This window comes from Streptacidiphilus fuscans, assembly GCF_015690355.1.
Taxonomy (GTDB): domain Bacteria; phylum Actinomycetota; class Actinomycetes; order Streptomycetales; family Streptomycetaceae; genus Streptacidiphilus; species Streptacidiphilus fuscans.
Genome location: NZ_JADPRT010000001.1, coordinates 607,745 through 630,406 on the forward strand (window position 1 = coordinate 607,745; position 22,662 = coordinate 630,406).

A 22,662-nucleotide genomic window follows, 5' to 3' on the forward strand; every position below is an offset into this window, starting at 1 on the left:
TGGAAGCAACCGACAGGCGCGCTCGGCGGGCCAGGAGGTACAGGATCATGAGCAGACTCGAAGAGCAGATCACGATCGACGCCCCCGCGAGGGAGGTCTGGGACCGGCTGCACGACGTCGAGTCCTACCCCGCGTTCATGGCCGGTGTCGAACGCGCCCGCGCGCACGGCAGGCACCACGCCCACCTCGACGTCCGGACCAAGGACGAGCGACGACGCGAGTTCGAGGCCGTCATGGCCGATCGCGGCGGTGACCAGGTGATCACCTGGCAGACGGAGGGCAGCCCGGAGCTGAAGGGCGACATCGTGGTGCGGCCACTGGACCCGGACCACAGCCAGCTGCAGATCCGTGTCGCCTACGAGCCGGACGCGATCCACGACGCCTTCGGCGGCCCCAAGGGCATGGCCCAGGTGCACCGCATCGAGAACACCGTCCGGGGCGACCTGGAGCAGTTCAAGTCCCTCGTCGAGGCCGCAAGCTGACTCCTGGCACCGGCAGACGTTCCCCGCGCGCACGGAAGGACGGCCATGGCAGACGAGACCACGACGTACGAACTGGTCTTCTCCAGCACGGACAGCGGCTCCGCCGACGACGGCGGCCCGGGCGACGTCGTGCTCGTGCACCCCAGCGGTGCCACCGGCCCGGGCGGCAGCCCGGTGTACCGGGACGAGTCGGGAATCATCCAGGTGGAGATCAACGACAACTGCGAAGCGCGACTGCTGTCCACCAGCGCCTACCAGCGGCATCGTCGCGTGGAGGGATGCCGGAGGGTCGCGGCCGGGTGACATGGCCGGGTGACGCGGTCGAGCGGGACGTGAGGTCAGGAGACGACGCGGATCCTCGGCAACAGCCGCGCACCCGCTGTGCCGAGCAGCCGTTCGGCGGCGGGCAGGACGGGACCGGCGAGTGCCGCGGCCGTGATGGCGGCGGCGACGCCCGCCCAGGCCAGCGGACCCAGGGGGGTGCAGCCGAAGAACTGGCTGACCACGGGCGTCTGGATGAGGGCGACGAGGACGGCGGCGGAGCCGAGTGCCGTGGCGAGCACGAGCGGGCTGCTGCGGCGCCCGGCCACCGTCTGAATCAGCTGGGCTCCCACGACCCCGCACAGTGCCATCGTGCTGCTGCGGCGGGTCGTTCCCGGGGTGAGGGCGCCGATCAGCCAGGCCGTGGCCGCCCCGATGCCGGTGATGATGCCGCGATGGCGGATCTCGCGCATCAGCGGCTCGCCCAGCGCTTCCAGCCCGACCGGCCCGACCGGCCCAGCGCCGGTGGGTGCCGCGGTCCCCGCCGGTGCTCGGTCCTGCGCAGATGCCTCGCTGCGCGGAGTGACGGCGACGGCCATGGCCGGGAACATGTCGGTGAGCAGGTTGACCAGCAGAAGCTGCCGGGTGGACAGGGGTGAGGCCCCGGCGGTGAGGGCGCCGAAGAGGGAGAAGCCGATCTCCCCGGCGTTGCCGCCGATGAGGATGCTGACGGCGTCGGCGACGCTGCGCCACAGCGCGCGGCCTTCCGCGACGGCGTCGAGCAGCGTGGTCAGTTCGTCGCCGGTGATCACCAGATCGGCGGCGTTGCGGGCGGCTGCCGAGCCGCGGCTGGCGATGCCGATGCCGATGTCGGCGCAGCGGATGGCGGCGGCGTCGTTCGAGCCGTCGCCGACCATCGCGATGACATGGCCCGCCTCCCGGAGCCCCTCGACGACCTGGAGCTTCTGCTCCGGTGCGACGCGCGCGACGACGCCGCACGAGCCGAGGAGCCTGGCCCGGCCCGCCCGGTCCTGCGTGGCCAGCTCCTCGCCGGTGACCACGACCACGTCGTCGGGCCAGCCCAGATCGACCGCGATGGCGCGGGCGGTCTGCGGGTGGTCGCCGGTCAGCATGACCGGGCGTACGCCCGCGTCACGCAGTGCCGCCACCAGCGGGCCGGAGCTGGGACGCGGCGTGTCGGCCAGGGCCACGAAGCCCAGCAGGTCCAGTCCCTCCAGCGGCTTGTCCAGCGCCTCGGCCCCGCCCTCCGGCGCCTCGGATGTGCCGGCGCCCGCGTCGGACGGCCGGAGGTCGTCCAGTCGGCGGGCGGCGACGGCGAGGACACGCAGCCCCTGGCCGGCGAGGGCCTGCGCCGCCGAGGTGGCCTCGGCACCGGCGTCCGGGCAGCACGGAAGCACCGCCTCGGGGGCGCCCTTGACCACGAGCAGGCGGGTCCCGGTCCCGTCGGTTCCGGTCGCAGACGCGTAGCCGCGCTCGGAGGAGAAGGGCAGCGCGCCGGACGAGACCCACGACGGCTCGGGCCGAGCCGCCGCGAGGATGGCCTCGTCGGTGGCATGGGCGTGGATGCCCTGCTCGTCGACGATGTGCGGGCAGGCCCGTGCCGCCGCCCGCAGCACCGGTCCCGCTTCGGCGGCTGCCGCGTCGTGGGAGGAGCCGTCCGGACCGACCACGCGCACGACCCGAAGGCGGTTCTGGGTCAGGGTGCCTGTCTTGTCGAAGCAGATGGTGTCCATCCGGCCCAGCGCCTCAAGGGTGCGTGGGGTGCGCACCAGGATGCCGCACCGGCTGAGCCGTCGTGCCGCCGCCAGCTGCGCGACCGTCGCGACCAGCGGCAGTCCCTCGGGGACGGCGGCGACGGCCACCGCCAGACCGCCGCGGACCGACTCGCGGACCGGTCGGCCGCGCAGGAGGGACAGGCCGGTCACGGCCGCTCCGCCGGCGAGCGTCAACGGCAGTGCGCGGTTGGTCAGTTCACGCAGGCGCGCCTGAACTCCCGCCGAGGCGGCGGTACGCGAGGCGAGGTGGGCGGCGCGTCCGGCCTCCGTGTCGTCGCCGGTGTCCACGACGACGGCGCGCCCGTGCCCGGCGACGACGGTGGTGCCCTGGAAGACCATGCAGCGGCGGTCGGCCACGGCCGCGTGCGGCGTGGCGTCCACCTGCTTGGTGGTCGGCAGGGACTCTCCGGTCAGCGCGGATTCGTCGACCTCGAGTGCGTCGACCTCCAGCAGGCGGGCGTCGGCGGGGACGACGTCGCCGGTCTGCAGGTCGATCACGTGCCCTGGCGTCAACTGGTTGGCCTCGACCGTGCTGGTGCCCCCGCCCGGGGCGCCGCCGGTGCCGGAACCGGGTTCGGCACCGGCCGGCGCGGGACCGGCGCTGACGCGCCGTGCGGTCGGGCGCTCACCCTCGACCAGTGCGGACAAAGCGCGTTCGGCGCGCAGTCGTTGGACGCCGCCCACGGCCGCGTTCACGACCATCGCACCGGCGACGAGCAGCGCGTCCACCGAGGAGCCCAACAGGGCGGAGGCGATCGCACCCACCGCGAGCACGGGCGTCAGCGGGTCGTCGAGCTCCGCCCACGCGGCGCCGAGCAGATGCGTCACGTGCCGTGCGGGCGCGAGGGCGGGAAGCGACCACAGCCTCGCCGCGCCGCGACCGGAGGCCTGTCCGTGCGGGGAAGCGGCCGACGGAACCCGCTGCTCGGCGGCTCGAAGCCGCGAGAGGGCCTCTCGCGGCTGGAGGGCATGCCAGGCGATCCGAGGTCTGGGGTGCGGTGTCCCACGCACCCCCACGTCGACCGCCGCATACCAGCCGAGGACCAGCGAGGCAGCCGCAGCGGCGTTGACCGGACTCAGACGCCAGGCCAGGGGCAGCGGACTGCGGTGATCGCGTGAGCCCCGGGTGACCACCAGGAGCCCGGACAGCGAGGCTCCCGCCTTGGCCAGCAGCGTGCAGTGATGCGCCACGGTGTGCGCGGCGGGCACTGCTGCGAGCAGTCGCCACACGCCGGCCAGCCCGTTGAGGGCGATGAGGTCGGATCCCCAGACGACCGCGCTGCGGTCGTCCGTGAGGGAGACCGCGACGTCGCTGCCCAGCAGACCGGCGAGGATCTCCTGGGTCCGGTGGTCGGCCCGGGCGGAGGCGCGTCCGCGGGAGTGCCGTCCTGCGGGCCGCGCGTCGGTCGCGATCCGCGCCACGGTGAGCACCACCCGTCCGCGCGCCCGCAGTTCGGCCACGACGTCGGCCAACGGGCGCTCCGCGCCCACACGTTCGTCGGCGAGGGTGGCGAACTCGCCGAGGGACCCGTCGTCCACGACCACCACGTGCAGGCCCGCTCGTCGTGCCGCGTGCAGGGCCGCGTCCGCGAGGGGATCGACCTCCCAGCCGACCAGTACCGTGCCGAGATCCACGCCCAGCCGTGAGGCGATCATCAGTCCGGTGTCCGACGACAGCCCGTCGGGCACGGGCCGCAGGACGCAGGAGACCTCGTCGTCCTCGTCAGTCGCTGCGCCCGAGCTCGCCGGGCCGGAGCGACGGAGGGCGGTGACGGCCGCCTGCCACAACGCGTCGTGGTCGACCTGCGCGATGCTGGGGTGGACCTCGAGTACCGTCCGCGTGCCCCCGCGCAGGGCTTCCGCGTGGAGCACCAGGGTGTCGACCGTCTCCAACTGCTGCAGCCGCTCGGTGCTGCGCACCAGCACGCCGTCCCTGGCCAGAGCGGTCGCCAGGACCGCGGTGAACCCGCTCGGGCCGTACCGGGCGGCCTTGGGCGACCCGGCCAGGACCGCCTCGGCGGTCTCCTGGACGTCGCGGGTGAACAGCAGCGTCGCGGCGGCTCCGACGAGACTCGCCGACACCGCCTGGTCGGCGTAGCTCCTCGCCGGCGAGGCGTGCAGCGCGGGACGGACGACCTCGCTTCCGCCCAGGCTCGCCTTCCCGGGCGCGCACACCTGGTCGTGGGCGGCGTCGAAGGCGGCGGCGCGGGCGACAGCCTCGATCCACTGACTGACCCTCAGTCCGGCGTCCAGGACGAGGGAGTCGGGGGACTGCCCGATGCCGTGGGCTGCGGCGTTGGCCACGGCCAGGACCAGGTCGGCGCTCGCCGCCCCCAGCCGCCCGGACAGCGCCGAGCGGACGCGGGAGTCCTCTCGCAGCAGCGTGACCAGGGAAGTGGCAAGGCGCGGCGCGCTGGACAGGCGGACGGCTCGGGCGCTCAACGCCCCGGCGATGCCCGCCACGTCGCAGGCCAGCGCGATGGCGCCGATGCGTACACCGCCGGTATGGCCCGGATGGACACGTTCGAGTACCTGCTCGTCGGCGCGCCGCAGTCCGCAGTTCGCGGCCAGTTCGCCCGCCCGGTCCGCCACGCGGTCGGTGACGGCGTCCTCGGCCAGCTCCACGACCAGTCGCTCCAGGCCCCCGTCCCAGTAGGCGCTGACCACCTCGGGGTGATCGGCCAGGGCGGCGGCAACCTCCTCGGCGGCGTCCTCCAGCAGCACGGCGGGGTGCGCGGCCGCCTGCTCGACCTCGTCGAGCGCGTCAGACACGTCGAGGGCGCCGGGCGCGTCGGGCGCGTCCGCGCGCTCGGGTACCAAAGCCAGGTGGAGGCGGCTTCCGGCGCTCCAGTAGCCGCGGCCGGGAGTCAGCGCGTTCCGCACCACCCGGGCCACGCGCGCCGTCGGGTCCGCCAGGGCGTCGACGCTTGCGGAGGCCGCCCGAACACCGCTGCCCGCCAGGTCCCCCGCCGTGCGGGCGGCCGACTCGACGGCGGAGACCAGTCGGGCGGGAGCCAGCTGCCGGGAGACCTCGGTCGGCAGCGCCCGGGCCAGGTCCAGACCCGCTACGGGCAGCGCGGCCAGCAAGCGCAGGACCATCCCGCGCGCTCAGGACTTCCGTGCGGTGGTGGGCTTCGCTTTGCCCGCGGTCGTGCGCGAGCCCGCTCGGCGTCCAGCCCCTGAGGGCGCTGCCGCGCGGGCCGTCGGCGACTTGGCCGTCGTGGCGGGTTTTGGAGCCGACGGCTTACCGGCCCTGGGCGCGGACTTCTTGGCGGTTTTTCTGGTGGCTGCGGCTTTCGCCGGGGGCCGTTCCGCGGCCGGGGCCTCGGTCTCGGCTGCGGTTGTGCGCTTGGCCTGTGCTGACGGCTTCACCGGCGTACTGCCCTTGTGGGGTGTGGCGGGACTGGGCCCGTCCCCGCCGTCGCGCGACTGGGTGAGCCAGACCACGGCGGCTCCCGCAGCGGCAACCGGCCACTCCACCAGTCCGGCCGCGCCCAGCAGACCGGCGCCGGTGTAGGCCGCCACCCGCCGCGCGTGCGGCGACACGATCCCGACCGTGTCCAGCACACCGGACAGCGCACTCTCGACCATGCCCGCCCCGGGAAGGCTCCGGACCGCGGAGGTCGCCGAGGAGACGGGGTGCAGCAGCACGGCCGCCGACCGCGCGACGGTGCCCGGAGCAGAGGACGACCGGCCTTCGGACGCGTGGGCGGTACTGCCACTCATGAGGGCTCCGATCGGGCAGAGGACGGCAACCAGCCCAGGGCTCCCGAACGGACGCCCCAGGTTCACCAGGTGTTAACTATGTCTCTTTGACAACGTATGGCAGCGCGCTCACCCTTTGACACATATGGGCACTCCAACGGGTGACGCCTCCGGCTCAACCGCTGGCAGCAGCAACGCGGACCTCAGCGGGTCCGGTTCCACGGCGCGTTCATGCGCCCCGGCATCGAGGAGGTGAGGGCGATGAGTCCCTGCCACAGTCCGTCGACCGCTCCTGGGCGCTTCCGCCCGTCATCTCCTGATCGCCGCCCCTGTACTCGCTGACCCGGCCTCCGGCCTGGGCGCGAGGGCGCTCGGCGTGATCAGCCGAACCGGAAAGAAGTCCGGCCGTGCGCATCGAACTGACCTGGCAGCGTGCCGACGCCGCCGACCGTGTCCTGACCATCCCCGTCCCTGACGTCCTCGCGCCGCGCACCCCGCAGCCCGATGCGCCCGCGCCCGAGGCGCACCTCGTGCCCCCGCGCGGATCGGGCCTGCTCGAAGACGTCCTGCTCCACGCCGAGCCCGTCGCCGCGAGCGCGGCGAGCGCGCTCGGGTTGGGCCTGCTCGCCCAGATCGCGCTGCCGTTCGCCGCCAAGCTCGCCCGCCAGGCCCTCACGGAGCAGCGGTAGCGCGCGATCACCCCGTGCCGAGGCCCGACCGGCTGCTGAGTCGCTGAGTCGCAGTGTTGCTGGACGGACGCCTCAGGCTCCGGGGCACACGGCGACGACGTCGATCTCGACCAGAATGTTGGCGAGGTCGGAGCCGACCGTGGTGCGCACGGGGTAGGGGGCTTCGACGAACGTCTCGTACGTGGCGTTGAAGCCGGCGAAGTCCCGGTGCAGGTGCTGCAGATGCACGGTCGCCTTCACGACGTGGGAGAAGTCGAGACCGTGGGCTTCGAGCACGGCCCGCACATTCGCCATCGCCTGCGCGGTCTGTTCCTCGATGGTGTCTCCGGCGACCTGGCCGGTGGCGGGGTCCTGCGGTCCGAAGCCCGCGGTGTAGAGGAATCCGCCTGCGGCGATGCCCTGGGAGTAGGCCCCGGCCGGGCGCGGTGCCTTCTCGGTGCTGACCTGCTGTCGAGACATGTGGTGTTCCTTCGTCGGGTTTCTTCTCGGACTTTTGGGCGCTGGTCGGTTCGGCTGGTGGCCGCTCAGCGGATCACGGGGTCGGTTGCGGTGAGCAGGTCGAGCTCGTCCCGGCGGGGGAGTCCCTCCCAGTCGCCGGGGACGGTGACGGCGAACGCGCCGGTGGCGGCGGCGGTTGCGAGACGCTCGGCCGGGGGCTTACCTGCGAGGAGTTCGGCGAGGTATCCGGCGACGAAGGCGTCACCCGCGCCCACCGGATCGACCGCACGAACCGTCAACGCCTGCTGCTGGTAAGGGGCCTGGTCGATCACGGCGACGCAGCCGGCGGGGCCGCGCTTGAGCACCGCCTGACGGGGGCCGAGTTGGGCCAGGTTGGCCGCCAGGTGCTGCGGTGTGGAGCCGTCCACCACCAGGGCCGCCTCGTGCTCGCCGGCGAACACCACGTCGGAGCGTTTCACCAGCTCGCGCAGCGCGGCCGAGGCCGCCGCCGTATCCCAGAGCGCGGAACGGTAGTTGAGGTCGAGCGAGACCGTGACGCCGGCGGCGCGCGCGATCTCCACGGCCTTGCGCACGGCGGCGGCGGGGCCGTCGCCGAGTGCCGGGGTGATCCCGGTGACGTGCAGGACCGCGGCGGAGCGGATGGTGTCCTCGTCGACATCGGCCGGGCAGAGGTGGGATCCCGCGCTCGCGGCGCGGTAGTACCTGACCGTGGTGATGGCGTCGGTGCGCCTGGTCTTGAGCATCAGGCCGGTCGGTGCGGTGTCCCGGATCGCCACCACGGTGACGTCCTCGGCCCGGAGCTCCCGTACGACGAGGTCGCCCAGCTCGTCGCCGCCGACCCGGCCGATCCAGGTGGCCGGTGCGCCGAGCCTGCGGAGGCCGATGGCGACGTTGGACTCCGAGCCGGCGATGCCCAGGCGCAGGGTGGTCACCTGCTGAAGTGGGCCGGTTTCGGTGGGCGTGAGCAGCCCCATCGTCTCGCCGAGGGTGACCAGGCCGCCGGGGGCGGTAGCGCCGCTCACCGGGCCTGCTTCGAGGCCGCTACGGCGTCGAGGAGCCGGCGGGCGCGGTCGTGCAGGGCGGTCAGGTCGCCGCCGTCGAGCGCGTCGCCGAGCAGGGGCGACCCCATGCCCACCGCGAGCGCGCCCGCCGCGAGGTAGTCGGGCGCGTCCTCCGCCGTGATCCCGCCGGTCGGGACGAGCGGAATGCCCGGCAGCGGTTCGTGCAGGCTGCGCAGGTGCTTGGGGCCGCCGCTCGCGGCGGGGAAGATCTTCACGGCGGTGGCGCCGGACTGCCAGGCGGTGAGCACCTCGGTGGGTGTCCAGGCGCCGGGGTAGCACGGCACCCCGGCGGCGTCGGCGAACGAGAGCACGTCCGCGCAGACAGCCGGGGAGACCAGGAAAGCGGCGCCGGCGTCGGTGGCGGCGGCTGCCTCGCGGGCGCTGGTGACGCTGCCGGCGCCCACGACCACCTCCGCGGGCAGCCGTTCGCTGAGCGCGGCGAGCTCCGCCAGCGCGCCGGGGATCGTCAAGGTCACCTCCAGGCAGGTGATTCCGGCGTCGACGAGCGCCTCGGCGGCCCGCTGGACGTGCTCGGCGGACCGGGCGCGCAGGATCGCGACCACGCCGGTCTCCACCAGTTGCCTGGTGGGTGCGAGCCGGGAGGCGGCACGGTCGGTCAGTGCGGGGGACATGGCACTCCTCACGGGGTCGGCTCTGATCGTGTGTCAGGAGGACGGGGATTCAACCGGCGGCGGAGTCACGTCACAGCCGGGCTCCGAGCCTGCGGGAGATCTCGGCGGCGGCTTCGCCGACGAGGCGGCCCAGCTCGGGCACCCGGGCCGTGGTGATCCGGGTGGCCGGGCCGGAGACGGAGAGCGCGCAGCCTGCGGTGCCGGTGTGGTCGAACACCGCGGCGGCGACGCAGCGGATCTCGGCCTCGTTCTCGATCTCGTCCACGGCGTAGCCGCGGTCGCGGATGACGGCGAGGTCGGCGAGGAGCGCCGGGCCGGTGGTGAGCGTGTTCGGGGTGCGCCTGGGCAGCCCGCGGTCGATGACGCTGCGCACCGTGGCCTCGTCGGCGTGGGCGAGCATGGCCTTGCCGACGCCCGTGCAGTACGCGGGCTGGCGGCTGCCGATGCGGGCGTGCATCCGGACCGGCTGGGGGGTGTCGGCCTTGTCGACGTACACCACCTCGGGCAGGTCCGCGATGACCAGGTGGATGGTCTCTCCGGTGGCGGTCATCAGGCCGTGCAGCACGTCGTGTGCGGCGGTGCGCAGGTCGAGCCGTTCGAGGTAGGTCTGGCCGAGCTGCGCTGTGCGCCACCCGAGGCGGTACCGGCCGGTGTCGGAGTCCTGCTCGACCAACCGCGTCTCGCACAGGGGCGCGAGCAGCCGCAGCAGGGTGCTCTTGTTCATGTCCAGGACACCGGCGAGATCGGAGAGGCTGGCCCCGCGCGGGTCCTCGGTGTCATCGGCGAGCTGCAGCAGGATGCCGAGTGCGCGTCGTAGCGATGCCGAGCTGTTTCTGGATCCTGCGTCGGGCGCAGCGGGGCTGCCGGAGGCGGGGCTCATGGTGACTCCTCATTCGTGGCGCAACGTCTTGCGTGGTGCAAGGCGCGCGCCCAGGCAAAACCGCAGGTCAACTACTGATCAGGCAGCGCACCTTGGTGACCGGTCAGCAGGTCGCCCAGGGCTGACGTGCCAGACGATGCCACCATCCCCGCTGAAATGCAACAAGGTGTTTTGCTATGCAAAACTCCTGCGCCCAGCGGCAGTTGATCCCACCTCACGTCTTGACGGCGCAAACAGGGCTCTCTAGCGTGACGCGGACCGTTCTGCAAATCAATGTTTTGCATTGCAAAATCTTAGAGAGAGGCAGGTGGTGGCGGTGCACGAGGTCGCGGACGCAGAGAGCAGCTCCGCACAGGCACAGGCCGGACAAGCCGCACGCGTTGCCGGGGGCCGTACCCGCTGGGGCATCGCGGCGCTGCTGGGCACGGGGATCCTGATCAACTACTTCGACCGGGTCAACATCTCGGTGGCGGGCACCGACCTGCAGCACGCCATGGGCCTGAGCGCAGGTCAACTCGGCATCCTGTTCTCGGCGTTCACCTGGTCCTACGGGCTGGCCCAGATACCCGTCGGCCTGCTGCTGGACCGGATCGGGGTCGCCTGGGTCACCCGCGTCAGCACCGTGCTGTGGGCGTGCGCCACGTTCCTCACCGCCGTGGTGAGCGGGCTCGGCATGATTCTCCTGGCCCGGCTGCTGCTCGGCCTGGCCGAGGCGCCCGCGATCGTCTCGTCCCAGAAGACCACCAGCTACTGGTTCCCCCGCCAGGAGCGCGGGCTGTGCACCTCCGCCTTCGACGGCGCGGCCAAGTTCTCCAACGTCATCGGCGTGCCGCTGATGTCGGTGGTCGTCTCCGAGTTCGGCTGGCGCGGCGCCTTCTGGGTCAGCGGCAGCCTCAGTCTGCTGTACGCCCTCGCGTACTGGCTGCTCTACCGCAACCCCCGGCAGATGCTGCGTGCCGGACGGCTGAGCCAGAGCGAGTACCGGTACATCACCGAGGGCGGCGCCCAGGACGAGGACGCGGTGCCGGCGAACCAGTTCGCCGGTCTCGGACGGCTGCTGCGCAACCGCAAGGTGTGGGGGCTCTCGCTCGGCTTCGCCTGCTACAACTACGCCTTCTTCATGCTGCTCACCTGGCTGCCCGGCTATCTGGAGGGGCAGCTGCACATGTCCGTCCTCAAGGGCGGCCTCTACTCGGCGATCCCGTGGATCACCGCCACCCTCTCGGACCTGCTGATCGGCGGGCTGCTGGTCGACCGGCTGATCGCCCGTGGCCGCGACGCCAACCGGGTGCGCAAGTCGGTGCTGGTCGGCGGCATGGTGGTGGGCCTGTGCGTGATCGGCGGCGCGACCACGCACACCCCGGCGGTCGCCGTGCTGTTCATCTCGCTCGGCCTGGGCGGGCTCTCCGCCTCCGCCCCGGTCGGATCCAGCTGCGTCGCACTGATCGCCCCCGAAGGCAGCGTCGGCGCGGTCGGCGGGATTCTCAACTTCCTCAGCCAGCTCTTCGTCGCCGCCGCGCCCATCGTCACCGGCTACCTGGTCGACGACACCGGAAACTTCGCCTGGGGCTTCGTCATCGCGACGCTGATGGTCGCCCTGGGCATTCTCTGCTACCTGTTCGTGCTCGGCCGCATCGAGCAGGTTCCCAGCCTGCAACCGGCTCAGAAAGGCACCACCGCATGACCCTTCACCACCCCATCGCCCGGCTCGGCGATCTCACCCGCGACGAGGTCGCCGACGCCGCCGCGCACAGCGTGCTGGTCCTGCCCATCGGGGCCGTCGAACAGCACGGCCCGCATCTGCCCCTGCGGACCGACACCCTGCTCGCCGAGACGGTCGCCACGGCCGCCGTCGAGGCCTGCTCCGGCACGGTCCCGGCCGTGCTCGCCCCGGTGATGCCGTACGGGAACTCCGAGCACCACCTGTTCGCCGGAGCCGCCTCGCTCCGCCCGGCGACGCTCGCCGCCGTGCTCGGCGACCTGGTGAGGTCGCTGCACACCACCGGCTTCCAACGGTTCTTCCTGGTCAACGGGCACGGCGGAAACGACGAGACGGTGCGCCTGGTCTCGAAGTCGATCGTCACCGAACTCCCGGTCGCCGTGGGAACGGTGAACTACTGGCAGGCGGGCAGCAGCGCCGAACCGGTCCCCGACGGCGCGGACGTCCCCGGACACGCCGGGTGGTGGGAGACCAGCCTGGTGCTGGCCGTACGGCCGGAGCTGGTCCGGACCGAGAACGCCCCGAGCGAGCCGCTCGGTGCGCGCGGCCTCTACTCCTACGAGCCCGTTCCCGGCCTCAACGTGCAGATGCGTGGGGAGTGGGCCCGATCCGGCGGCACCACCGACCCCGCCGCCGCGGCCGACCCCGGCGCGGGGCGACGGATGCTGAACGAACGCACCGCCGGGGTCGCCGAGGCCCTCACCCGCTTCCACGAACTCACCCGGGAGCAGCAGACCCGATGAAGATCGACGAACTCACCCTCTGGACCGTCAACGTCCCCTACGCCCGCCCCTTCACCAGCTCCTTCGAGACCCGCACCGGCACCACCCGGACGATAGTCCGCCTGCGCACCGACGACGGTCTGGAGGGCTGGGGCGAGACCATGCACGGCAGCCCGGTCGCGGCGATCATCACGAAGATCTACCCGCAGCTCCGCGGCACCGACCCGCACCAACTCCAGCGTGCAGCCGGTGCGTTCCACATGGTGCCGTACTTCTACGGCTACCTCGGCGCCGCCGCCCTGGCCGGGCTGGAGATGGCCTGCTGGGACCTGATCGGCAAGGCAGCAGGCCGACCCCTCGCCGACCTGATCGGCGGCCGGGTGCGGGACACCGTCCCGATCACCTCCGTGCTCACCCCGGGCCTCGTCGGCGAACCCGAGGGCGCGCACGCCCTCGGCGACGCCCTGGTCGAGGAGGTCCGACGGGTCCAGAAGTCCGAAGGGGCATGCGCGTTCAAGGTCAAGGGCTCCACCGACCCCGAACACGACGTCCAGGTCCTCGAGCGGATGCGCGCCCAACTGCCTGACGTGGCGCTGCGGGTCGACCCCAACGCGCACTGGACCGTGCCGCGCACGCTCGAACTGGCCCGCCGCATCGAGGAGATCGGCCTGGAGTACCTGGAGGACCCGGTCCCCGGCCTGGACGGGATGACCGCGGTCCGCCGCGTGCTTCGCGTTCCCCTGTGCACCAACATGTGCGTCACCGAGTTCGACCACGTCGCGCCCGCCGTCCGGCTCGGCGCGGTGGACGTCGTCCACGGCGACGTCCACCGATGGGGCGGAATCGCGCCGACCCGCAGGCTGGCCGGAGTGCTGGAGACCTTCGGCCTCGGCATGAACCTGCACAGCGGCGGCGAGATCGGCATCTCCACCGCCGCCCACCTGCACGTCGCCGCGGCGAGCCCGCAGATCGGCTACGCGATCGACACCGTCTACCAGTACCTGGAGCACGACGTGGTCACCGCTCCGTTCACCATCAGCGCGGGCGTGATGACCCCACCGGACGGCCCGGGCCTGGGCGTCGAGGTCGACCACGACGCGCTGGACTTCGCCGCGCGCGCCCACGAACGCGACGGAGACCTCCTGCTGTGAACGGAACGCGCGTGTGATCAGACGCGTGGTCGGGCGAGTGGTCAGACGGTAACGGTGGCGCCCCCGGCGGCAAGGGAGGTTTCGGCTGCGGCGAGCAGCTCGGTCAGCCGCAGCCCGTGCTGGATGTCGCAGGGGTGGCCGCCGCCGGTGCGGGCTGAGGTGAGCAGCGCGTCGATCGCCCTCCGGTACGCGTCCTGCGGGCCCTCGCTCTGCGGCGGCAGGGAGGCCACGCCGCTGGTGCCGCGGAGGGTCACCTGGACCCCGGCTGCTCGGCGGGGCGCCGTGAGGCTCAGCGTGGCCGTGCTTGCCGCACCAGTGTGGTGATGCAGCGTCAGCAGCACGGTGTCGCCCGGCCCACGCCGGGCGGCGAGGGCGGACACGTCCCCGAGTACCGGCAGCAGGACCGACAGCGCATGCGGCCCCACGTCCCACAGCGCGCCCTTCTCGCGACGCCACGGGGACTCGGCGTAGGGGCTGTCGCTGTCCGCGGCGAAGAGCGAGCCGAGCCAGTCGGCATGAGCGGTGAACCAGCCGCCGGCATCTGCCTGTTCGGCGATCCAGGCGCTCTCCTGCGCACCGAAGCGGGCGGTGAGGAACACCACGCTCGCCGTGCCGGCCCGTGCGACGGCCTGAGCCGCCGCGCGGGCGGACGCGACGTCGGTGGCCAGCGGTTTGTCCAGCAGCAGGTGGCATCCGGCGTGGGCGGCCCGCTCGGCCAGGTCGGACTGCACCGAGGGCGGCAGGGCGACGGCCACCGCGTCGACGTCGGCGAACAGGTCCTCGGGGCTGTCGTAGACCCGCACGTCGTGCTCGGCGGCCAGATCCCGGGCGGCCTCGGGGCGGCGTCCCCAGACGCCGGTGAAGGCGACGTCGGGATGCGAGGCCAGGGAGGGTGCGTGAACCCGGGACGCCCAGGGGCCGGTCCCGAGGAGTCCGATGCGCAGGATGCCGTGTGCGGTCATGCCTCAAGTCTCGCCGACAGCCCGCGCCGTGTCTGACGTTCAGCCGCGTTCCGGCGCTCGGGCGCGCCGTCAGGACGGGCGGCCAGGTCGCGGCTGAGTCGACGCCGCAGCAGGCGTCCCAACGGCGCGTCCACGACGCGGTTCAGCAGCGCGGCCAGCAGGAGTGAGAAGAGCAGGCCGAGGGTGATCGAGGGCAGCAGCCCCAGTCGTGGGACCGCCTTGAGCAGGCCGCGCACGACCGGTATGCCCAGGCTCTGGTGGACCAGGTAGAACGGGTAGGTTAGCGCCCCGGCGTAGATCAGCCAGCGGGTGCGGAGGCGGGCGAGCGGCCCGGTGGCGGCCAGGGCGAGGAGCACCAGGAAGGCCGTCAGCAGGGCGGCGCTGACGCCCCAGGACTGCGCGCCGCCCCTACCCGGCGCGGCGGAGTGCTCCGCGACGCGCCCCGACAGCACGGTCAGCGTGTAGCACCAGGAGAAGCCGACCAGCAGCCACAGCGCGAGGTTGTGGCCGAACCGGTGGATCAGGTAGAGCGCGATGCCCGCCGTGAACAGGCCCGCGTACTGGGTGAGCAGGAACTCGTCGAGCACCGTCGAGTGGAGCTCCCGCGTGATCGCGGCGAGGGTCAGCCAGGCGCCGCAGAAGGCGATCGTGCGACGGTAGGTGAGGCCCACGAAGAGCATCACCGTCATCAGCAGGTAGAACCGGGCCTCGACCCACAGGGTCCACGCGACTCCGTCGACGGTGTCGAGCCCGAGCGGGCCGGGCGCCATGGTCAGATTGCCGAGCACGGTGCGCACGTCGGTCGGCGCGCCCGACCTCATCCCGGACAGCTCGGCGACCAGCCCCAGCGCGACGACCAGGATGACGGAGCACCAGTACAGCGGGAAGAGCCGGGCGATCCGGGAGACCGTGAACTGGACGGGGGAGCGTCCCCAGCAGCTCATGCAGATGGCGAAGCCGCTGATCAGGAAGAACGCCTCGACGCCGAGCCAGCCGTAGCGGCCGGTCGTGTAGAGCATGGGCAGTGCCTGCGGCAGGTCCGGGCGTCCCCAGAAGTGCGGAGTCGGCGTGCCGACGTAGTGGTAGGCGGCGACCGCGACGGCCGCCACCAGGCGGAGGCCGTCCACTGCGGCGAGTCGAGGCAGGGCGCGGGCGGGTGTGGGCTCGTGTGTCGGCGCGGGTTCGGGCACGGTGAACGTCCTTGGGTGGGCAGGGGAGACCGGCCGGCCCGCGCGGCGGCGCGGGCGGCTGGTGCGGTGCGGCGGTGGGTGCGACGTCAGACGCGACGGCAGACGCGACGTCGGGTGCGAGGTGGCTTCGGCTCAGGCTTTCTGCTCAGGCCCGTGGCCTGCGCAGTGCCCGGTGGGCGAGGGCCAGCGCGACGAGGGCGAGCAAGGCCATGATCCCGGCCTGGGTCCACTGCATCGGCCACAGCTGGTTGGCGGTGTGGTAGTCCTCGAACGTCGGTGCGCTGTTCGGGCAGGTGGGTTCGCACTGGGCGTACAGAAGGCGACGGCCGTCGGCGAGTTGAACGCCGTCGCGCAGCAGCCAGTCGTCGGGCGCCAGGTTGTAGCCGTGGTTCGTGAGCAGGTGGCGCACGGGTTGCAGCCACTGGCGCAGCCAGGTCAGGCAGGCCATCGCGGCGCCGTAGAGGGCCAGGGTGACGGCCATGGCGGGCAGCGTCCGGCGGACCAGCGTGCCCGCGGCCACGCCCAGGGCCACCGCCAGCAGCACCGAGGCGGCCAGGACCGGGCCGGTGGCGTTGTAGGGGAGCAGCGTGAAACCGCCGAGGGCGGGGGCGAACGCCGGGGTGACGGCGGTGTGCAGCCACAGGCCGAGCGCCGCACAGACGCCACCGGCCGTCAGTGCCGCGCCGCCCCAGACGACGAGCAGTTGCCCACGGAGCCAGCGCTGCGGGGACACCGACTGGCTCCAGGCCAGCCGATACGTGCCCTGCTCGAACTCCCTTGCCACCAGCGGGGCGCCGAGGAAGAGCCCGGCCAGCGCGGGCGTCGCGACCAGCGCGTACTGGAGCAACTGGGCGTCCTGGATGGCGGGTTGGGCCTGATCCAGGGCGTCCAGGCAGTCACCGTACAGGCCGCCGGGGCAGTGCGCGGCGGCCATGCGCGCATGGGCGGCGACGGCCTGCGCCACCACCTCGTGCGTCCACAGCGCCAACAGGGCGAGGACGACCACACCCAGGACCAAAACCGTCCGATGCTGGAACGCGGCAACCCGGAGCAGAGTGGTGGTGCGCACCTTGGGACCCTGCGGGGAGGTCCGCGCGCGGACGCGCAGCGGGACGAGTCGAGTGGGGACTTGCGGAGAGGCCCTCATGCGCCGATCCCCTCCGGGGCGTCGGCCGTCAGCGGGCGCATGCCGGGGCTGATCCAGCCTGGCGCGTCGGGCCGGCGCAGGTAGGCGAGCACCAGTTCCTCCAGGGTGGGCGGCTCACCGGCGGCGGTCCCCGCCCCCGAGGCCTCGGCGGAATGATGCAGTCGGACCAGCACGGACCGAGCCGGACCGCTGCCCCGGCTCTCGACCACCGCAGGCGTGTCCGACGCACCCGAGAACGGCGCACCGGCCGACTGTGCCGCATCGACGGGGTGAGCCGCGGCAGCGCGCCGCGCGGGAAGCTCGATGGCGTCCAACAGTCGGTGGGCCGCCAGGAGTTCGGGCAGGGCTCCGGCCAGGCGGACCCGGCCTTGGTCGAGCAGGAGCAGGTGGTCGATGCTCTCCTCCAGGTCGGCCAGGACGTGGGAGGAGAGCACCAGCGTCGCGCCGCGATCGGCGACGTCGGCAAGGAGGAGCCCCATGGTCCGGCGTCGTGCGAGCGGATCCAGGTCGGCCAACGGCTCGTCGAGCAGCAGCAGGTCGGCCGCCTTCCCCCGGGCGAGCGCGAGACTGAGGAGGGTGCGGTGGCCGCCGGAGAGGGACCCGACGCGGGCGCGCAGCGGAATGCGCGCGGCTTCCAGCACCTCCTCCGCGGCCTCGGACTGCCAGCACGGATTGAGGTCCCGGCCCAGGCGGAGCAGCCGCCGGACGCTGAACTGCGGGTAGAGGGACCGGTTCTGGGCCACGTAGGCGAGCCGGGCGCGGTGCGCCTCGTCGCCGACCGGACGACCCCACAGCTCCAACGTCCCGGAACTGGGCGCGATCAGACCCGCGACGGTGGCCAACAGGGCGCTCTTCCCGGCTCCGTTGGGACCGACCAGGCCGCAGACCGCGCCCCTGGGTATGCGAAAGCCGCAGTCACGCAGCACGTCCAGCCGATCGCGACGGCCGGGCAGGCCGAGACCGCCGCCGCGACGCACGCTGAGCCCGACGGCCTGGACCGCCGCGGTGGTGATCACGAGCGCTCCCGGAGGGCCGCGCCGGGCAAGGGTTCGGCCGTGGGCGGGAACTCCTGGTCCACCACGGACGTGATGAGCGCGAGGACATCCTCCCGCTCCAGCCCGGCGGACCGCGCTTTCGCCGCCCAGCCCGTCAGCTCGCGCCGGAGGTCACCCGCCGCGGAGTTCTCCGCCTGCCCGAGCGTCCCGACGACGAAGGTGCCGAGACCCTGCCGGGACTCGACCAGCCCGGCGCGCTGGAGCTCCTGGTAGGCGCGCAGCACGGTGTTGGGGTTGACCGCCGTCGCCGCGACGACCTCCTTCGCGGTGGGGAGCTTGTCCCCGAGCTGGAGGTGGCCCAGGCGCAGTGCTTGTTCGGTCTGCTGGACGATCTGCTGATACGCGGGCACGCCGCTGCGACGGCGCACGTGGTACTCGATCACCAAAACCTACTTTCACTAATTGATTAGTGAAAGTAGTCAAGGAAGATCGGCCTGTCAACGCCCCGTCAGGTCCACCGGTAGTCGCTGACGTGGCCTCCGGTGACGGTGATGGAGCCGTGCGTGGTGTCGTCCTGGCTCCAGACGGTGTAGCGACCGGCGGGCAGCGGGGTGATGACGGCGGCGTACAGGGTGCGGCCGGGCAGGTGGCGAGGGCGGACGGCCGCGTGCGTCCGCTGCTCGGGCAGGTCCACGGGGCTGACGTGGATCTCGAGTGCGTCCTCCGCGCTGGTGGTGTGGATGACCAGTGCTCCGGTCCCTGCGCCGATGTCGAGGACGACGCTGCCCTGCCGGGAGGGTGCCGGCAGTGGCGGATGAGCGTGCCCGTGCCCGTTCCCGTGCTGGTCGTGGGCGGGGTGGTCGTCGATCGCGGTGCTGTGGGTCATGACCGGTTCCTTGGGGACGGGTTGGGCTCCGGTGCCGGTCGATGCGGCACCGGAGCAGAGATCAGGAGGCGGGGTGGTGGTAGCCGTCGTAGGGGACGCCGAGGTACGGGAAGTGGCCCAGGTAGGGGTTCTCGGGCGAACTGGCGGTGAGGCCGTCGGTGATCTCGCTCGCCGCGGCGTCCGGCGTGAAGGACTTGTCGACCAGCGCGTAGGTCAGGCCCGCGATGGCGCGCAGTTCGACGGTGACGACGTCGTCGAAGACCCGGCGCCCGTTCGGGAATCCGGCCGGGTCGCCGCCGATCAGGCCCAGGATGCTCGGGCTTGCCGAGGGCGGGATGGCGACGTTCAGGCGCAGCATGTCGGCCTCGGTCGAGCCGGTGAAGTTCTCGAAGCCGGGGACGACGCCCTTGGGGATGCCGGTGAGCAGGATCGCGAGCAGGTCGGCGCGCGACTTGCCGGACTTGTCCAGCGCCTCCAGGTGCGGGAAGACGCCCGGGTACAGCACCGGCAGCAGTCCGGCGAGTTCCGGCTTGGCGACGTAGGAGGCGAACCGCTTGTCGTCCGCCGGGGGCAGAGCGTTCCACTCGTCCTTGCGGGCCATCGGGACGAGGACCTCGTTGAACAGCGGGTTCCCCAGTCGGGAGACCTGGACGAACGGACCGGACTCGGAGTCCTTGCCGCGGCCCTGCTCGATGATGCGGGAGGCGCGGCGGCTCGCGGTGGTCCAGACGCCGATGACGGCGTCCGGATTGCCGGAGTCCTTGCCGCTCCAGCAGCCGCGGGTCAGTTCGTCGACGGGGACCTGCAGCGCGATGCTGTGGACGTTGAGCTCCTTGGTGGTGTCCACCCCGGGGGCGTTCTGGAAGTGCTGCGCCTTGGCGAAGACCTGAAGCGACTGGAAGGGCCGCAGGTCGGCCAGGTCGAAGATGGAGCCGAGGTCGACGTAGAAGCCTTCCGCGCGCTGCCCGGCGAAGACCTTCCGGTTGCCCAGGTGGTGCACGGCCTCGTTGGCGAGCGCCGGGTAGTCAGGGGTGGACAGCGGGCCGATGTTGCACGGCGGGCACATCAGGTCCTTGCCCAGCACCGTCTGCCGCCCGCCCTGCTCGACCCGGGTGACCGTGTAGGTCTGGAAGCGGTTCCAGTTCTGCGAGTTGAGGGACGTGATCGGTCCGGTGTTGTACAGGAACGTGTCCTGGTTGCGCAGGTGGGTGGTGAAGCGGAACTGGTAGCTGATGTCGGGCCGCGCGTCGCCGTCGTTGTCGATGTGGATCTCGTAGAGCACGTCGTCGCCGAACTCGTAGAAGTTCGGGCCGCCCGCCGGGTTCTGGAGCGGGATGTAGTTGGCGATCAGCGTCACGGTGCCCGGGGCGTCGGGGCTGACGAACGCGTACAGGTCGGTGCTGTCGGCGACCGGGTCCTTGGCGATCTCGGGGGCTTCACGGTGGGAGGACATGGAGAACCTCGCAGACGGGGTGGTGGGTGCCGCAGGACAGGTGAGGTCCGGCCGGGGGATCTCCCGGCCGGTGCCTCCCAGGGAGAACCCGGGAGTCAGCGCGCGGCGCGCAGCAGTTCGGCGGTGAGCTTGGGGTCGCGGACCCGGTGGTGGCGTTCGCCGTGGAAGATGTCGAGTTCGCCGGTGCGGGCGTCGACGACACGGACCACGAATGCCTCGCCCGAGGTGTGCCGAGGAGCGTCGTGCGACGCCGGCGTGTCGGGTTCGGGTCGCGGTGCCGCGGCTGCGGCCTCGGTGGCGCCGGCATTCAGGGCGAATCCCGCCGCGACGGTCACCGCGCCTGCGGCGCCGGCGTGCTGGATCAGGCGACGACGCGACAGGGGTGACGGATCGTCAGGCCGTTCGGTGTCGAGGTCCTGGGACATGGGCAGTCCTCCGATGGGACGCGGATGCGAGGAAGCCGCCCTCGCCGGGATCCGCGCCTCGGCCGACGCGGAGCAGCAACCAGCCCTCCGCGAGGGCAGCCTGAAGCGGGCGAGGAGTGAGGATCCGGACGGGGCGGCGACGGTCGCTCGCAGTCAATCCCCGACATAACGGGCAGTCAAGCACCATATGCGCACCACGGACCCCGCCCTGACCACGGACGCGATGCGGAATGCCAGCTCACAGCCGCCCCGGCGGGCCCGACCGGGTGAACTTGACCGAGCACTGACGGGTCGGCCGCTCAGCGGGTGAACGTCCCCAGGCCGGTGGTGTCGAGGTTCTCGACGGTGACGGCGTCGACTGCGCCGTTGGCGCCGTTGGCACCGCCGGCGCCGGTGTGGAAGGTGACGCCGGACAGGCCGACGGCGTTCTCGCCGCGCGTCCGGTAGCTGAACGTGTCTCCGGTGTAGTGCGTCAGCGGGAAGGTCTCCTTGTCCGGACCGAGCACCATGGCCAACTCCCCGTTGCCGGAACCGTTTCCGGAGCCGTTGCCGCTTCCGGTGACGGTGAAGGTGACGGGCCCGTAGTAGTCGTTCTTGTAGCTGCCGGTGTAGGCGCTGTTAGCCTTCGCGGGCTGGGGGGACGCGGGCGGCTTGGCGTAGTCAATCGGCGAGTGGCCCGCACCGGCCAGTTGCTGGAAGAGACCACGGTAGAAGCCGAGCCAGTCGACGGTCTGGTGGCCGTTCTGGGCGATGTCGAAGAACGCGGCGGCGATCGCCTCAGGAACTCCGATCGGCTGGCCGTTGGTGAGTACGACGATCCCGAGCTGCTCCGTGGGCAGCAGGGTGACGGTGGTGGCCGCGCCCAGGTCGAAGGCCCCGGAGTGGTTGAGTCGGAGCCGGCCGAGCTGGTCGTAGTTGACGTTCCAGCCGAGGCCGTAGAAGCCGGGCTCGCCGCCGGGGCCCCGAGGCGGGCTGGCGATGTTGTGCGGGATCCGGGTCTGGTCCAGGGCGGCGGGGTCGACGATCTGCTTGCCGTCGGAGGAGCCGTTGCCCAGTTGCAGGCGCATCCAGGTGTCCAGGTCGTCGACGGTCGAGCTGGCCCCGCCTGCCGGGGCCTGGGAGTCGGCGTTCTCGGTGGTGGACGGCTGCCAGTGCCCGTCGACCTGGACATGGGCGGTCGCCTTGTCGGCGGCCCGGTCGTAGTCCGAGCGCCGGTAGCTGCTGTGGGTCATGCCGAGCGGCTGGAACAGGCTGGTGGCGGCCAGGTCGGGCCAGGTGGTCTTCGCCGCGTCGGCGACGGCGTTGCCCGCCTCGGTCAGGCCGTAGTTGGTGTAGGCGTACGTGGCACGGAACGCGGACAGCGGCTCCATCCGCAGGTGCGAGATGATGTAGTCCCCGTTGTACCCCAGGTCCTCAAGCAGATCGCCCGGGTGGTCGGGCAGTCCGCTGCGGTGCGAGAACATGTCCGCGATCGTCACATGGGCGGTCACATACGGGTCCTTGAGCGCGAAACCGGGGTCGTGGGCGATGATCGGGTCGTCCCAGCCGACGACCTTCCGCCCGACCGCCTGCGCCACCACGGTGGACGCCAGCGGCTTGGACATCGAGGCCAGTTGGAACACCGTGCCGGGATCGACCCGGTCGGGCTTGCCCACCTCGCGGACGCCGAAGCCCTTCGCGTACACGGTCTTGTCCTGGTAGACGACGCCGACGGCGACACCGGGCACCCCGGTCTGCGTCATGGCGTTCTGGACCACACCGTCCAGCTGCCCGAGCGCATCAGAGACCTGAGCCTGTGTCAGCTGGGGTGGCTGCTGCGACGGCGGGGCGGGGGCGGGCGAGGCCGTGCTCTGCTGAGGGCCGACGACGCGGTCGGTGCCGTAGAGAGCGCCGGGGACGGTCAGGGCCGTGACGGCGCCGGCGGAGACAAGAAGCCGTGAGAGTCGCATCGCCCGCGCTCCGGATCAGGGGCGCGTACTGTCGGCCCGCATGGGTCGACGGTGCCTTCCGTCGTCGTGCGCCGCCACCGCAGTGGCGCGGGCGATC

21 protein-coding genes are annotated in these 22,662 nt (G+C 72.4%); 6 read left to right on the forward strand and 15 right to left on the reverse strand.

Annotation, left to right across the window (positions count from 1 at the left end; translation table 11 throughout):
• Positions 1-47: 47 nt before the first annotated feature.
• Positions 48-482 carry an SRPBCC family protein gene (locus I2501_RS02765; protein ID WP_196192126.1) on the forward strand — a complete coding sequence of 145 codons (435 nt, stop codon included), beginning with the start codon at positions 48-50 and terminating at the stop codon, positions 480-482.
• Between the two features lie 45 nt (positions 483-527).
• Entirely contained in the window at positions 528-785 is a 258-nt protein-coding gene (locus I2501_RS02770; protein WP_236045741.1) for a DUF6296 family protein, read from the forward strand.
• A 35-nt stretch (positions 786-820) separates the two neighbouring features.
• On the opposite strand, the gene I2501_RS02775 is transcribed toward I2501_RS02770, so the two are convergent.
• Positions 821-5,638 carry a cation-translocating P-type ATPase gene (locus I2501_RS02775; RefSeq protein WP_196192127.1) on the reverse strand — a complete coding sequence of 1,606 codons (4,818 nt, stop codon included), beginning with the start codon at positions 5,636-5,638 and terminating at the stop codon, positions 821-823.
• Positions 5,639-5,647: 9 nt separating this feature from the next.
• On the reverse strand, positions 5,648-6,265 hold the full coding sequence (locus I2501_RS38975) for a hypothetical protein (protein WP_236045742.1): 618 nt from the start codon (positions 6,263-6,265) through the stop codon (positions 5,648-5,650).
• Between the two features lie 386 nt (positions 6,266-6,651).
• On the opposite strand from I2501_RS38975, the gene I2501_RS02785 reads away from it, so the two are divergent.
• Positions 6,652-6,933: a hypothetical protein gene (locus I2501_RS02785; RefSeq protein ID WP_196192128.1), complete on the forward strand. Its 282-nt coding sequence runs from the start codon at positions 6,652-6,654 to the stop codon at positions 6,931-6,933.
• 72 nt (positions 6,934-7,005) lie between these two features.
• Here I2501_RS02785 and I2501_RS02790 read toward each other — a convergent pair whose 3' ends face one another.
• The 4 genes from I2501_RS02790 to I2501_RS02805 form a co-directional block, all read right to left on the reverse strand.
• Positions 7,006-7,392, reverse strand: coding sequence for a RidA family protein (locus I2501_RS02790; RefSeq protein WP_196192129.1), 387 nt, complete (start codon positions 7,390-7,392; stop codon positions 7,006-7,008).
• Between the two features lie 65 nt (positions 7,393-7,457).
• Positions 7,458-8,414: a sugar kinase gene (locus tag I2501_RS02795; protein ID WP_328806162.1), complete on the reverse strand. Its 957-nt coding sequence runs from the start codon at positions 8,412-8,414 to the stop codon at positions 7,458-7,460.
• On the reverse strand, positions 8,411-9,085 hold the full coding sequence (locus I2501_RS02800) for a bifunctional 4-hydroxy-2-oxoglutarate aldolase/2-dehydro-3-deoxy-phosphogluconate aldolase (protein WP_196192130.1): 675 nt from the start codon (positions 9,083-9,085) through the stop codon (positions 8,411-8,413). The genes I2501_RS02795 and I2501_RS02800 overlap by 4 nt, the downstream gene beginning before the upstream one ends.
• Positions 9,086-9,155: 70 nt before the next feature.
• A complete protein-coding gene (locus I2501_RS02805) occupies positions 9,156-9,965 on the reverse strand; it encodes an IclR family transcriptional regulator (protein WP_196192131.1) in 810 nt (269 codons plus the stop codon).
• 310 nt (positions 9,966-10,275) lie between these two features.
• Between I2501_RS02805 and I2501_RS02810 the strand changes: the two genes are divergently transcribed.
• From I2501_RS02810 to I2501_RS02820, 3 genes are read left to right on the forward strand one after another with little or no spacing between them, the layout of a single operon-like run.
• Positions 10,276-11,649, forward strand: a complete 1,374-nt coding sequence (locus tag I2501_RS02810) for an MFS transporter (RefSeq protein ID WP_215909182.1) — start codon at positions 10,276-10,278, stop codon at positions 11,647-11,649.
• Positions 11,646-12,428 (forward strand): creatininase family protein, encoded by a 783-nt coding sequence (locus I2501_RS02815; RefSeq protein WP_196192132.1) that lies wholly within the window; start codon positions 11,646-11,648, stop codon positions 12,426-12,428. Before I2501_RS02810 ends, I2501_RS02815 begins: the two co-directional genes overlap by 4 nt.
• Positions 12,425-13,558, forward strand: a complete 1,134-nt coding sequence (locus I2501_RS02820; RefSeq protein ID WP_196192133.1) for a mandelate racemase/muconate lactonizing enzyme family protein — start codon at positions 12,425-12,427, stop codon at positions 13,556-13,558. The genes I2501_RS02815 and I2501_RS02820 overlap by 4 nt, the downstream gene beginning before the upstream one ends.
• Positions 13,559-13,599: 41 nt before the next feature.
• Here I2501_RS02820 and I2501_RS02825 read toward each other — a convergent pair whose 3' ends face one another.
• The 9 genes from I2501_RS02825 to I2501_RS02865 form a co-directional block, all read right to left on the reverse strand.
• Positions 13,600-14,520 carry a Gfo/Idh/MocA family protein gene (locus I2501_RS02825; protein ID WP_236045744.1) on the reverse strand — a complete coding sequence of 307 codons (921 nt, stop codon included), beginning with the start codon at positions 14,518-14,520 and terminating at the stop codon, positions 13,600-13,602.
• Complete coding sequence (locus I2501_RS02830) at positions 14,517-15,710, reverse strand: acyltransferase family protein (RefSeq protein WP_196192134.1); 1,194 nt, start codon at positions 15,708-15,710, stop codon at positions 14,517-14,519. The genes I2501_RS02825 and I2501_RS02830 overlap by 4 nt, the downstream gene beginning before the upstream one ends.
• A gap of 145 nt (positions 15,711-15,855) precedes the next feature.
• Entirely contained in the window at positions 15,856-16,779 is a 924-nt protein-coding gene (locus tag I2501_RS02835; protein ID WP_196192135.1) for an ABC transporter permease, read from the reverse strand.
• A 74-nt stretch (positions 16,780-16,853) separates the two neighbouring features.
• Entirely contained in the window at positions 16,854-17,873 is a 1,020-nt protein-coding gene (locus tag I2501_RS02840) for an ABC transporter ATP-binding protein (RefSeq protein ID WP_328806163.1), read from the reverse strand.
• Positions 17,870-18,295 (reverse strand): GntR family transcriptional regulator, encoded by a 426-nt coding sequence (locus I2501_RS02845; RefSeq protein ID WP_196192136.1) that lies wholly within the window; start codon positions 18,293-18,295, stop codon positions 17,870-17,872. Before I2501_RS02845 ends, I2501_RS02840 begins: the two co-directional genes overlap by 4 nt.
• A 65-nt stretch (positions 18,296-18,360) precedes the next feature.
• Positions 18,361-18,738: a phospholipase gene (locus I2501_RS02850; RefSeq protein WP_196192137.1), complete on the reverse strand. Its 378-nt coding sequence runs from the start codon at positions 18,736-18,738 to the stop codon at positions 18,361-18,363.
• Positions 18,739-18,799: 61 nt separating this feature from the next.
• A complete protein-coding gene (locus I2501_RS02855; RefSeq protein WP_196192138.1) occupies positions 18,800-20,191 on the reverse strand; it encodes a DUF4331 domain-containing protein in 1,392 nt (463 codons plus the stop codon).
• Positions 20,192-20,286: 95 nt separating this feature from the next.
• Positions 20,287-20,616, reverse strand: coding sequence for a hypothetical protein (locus tag I2501_RS02860; RefSeq protein WP_196192139.1), 330 nt, complete (start codon positions 20,614-20,616; stop codon positions 20,287-20,289).
• Positions 20,617-20,915: 299 nt separating this feature from the next.
• Positions 20,916-22,565, reverse strand: a complete 1,650-nt coding sequence (locus I2501_RS02865; RefSeq protein WP_196192140.1) for a serine hydrolase — start codon at positions 22,563-22,565, stop codon at positions 20,916-20,918.
• Positions 22,566-22,662: the final 97 nt, after the last annotated feature.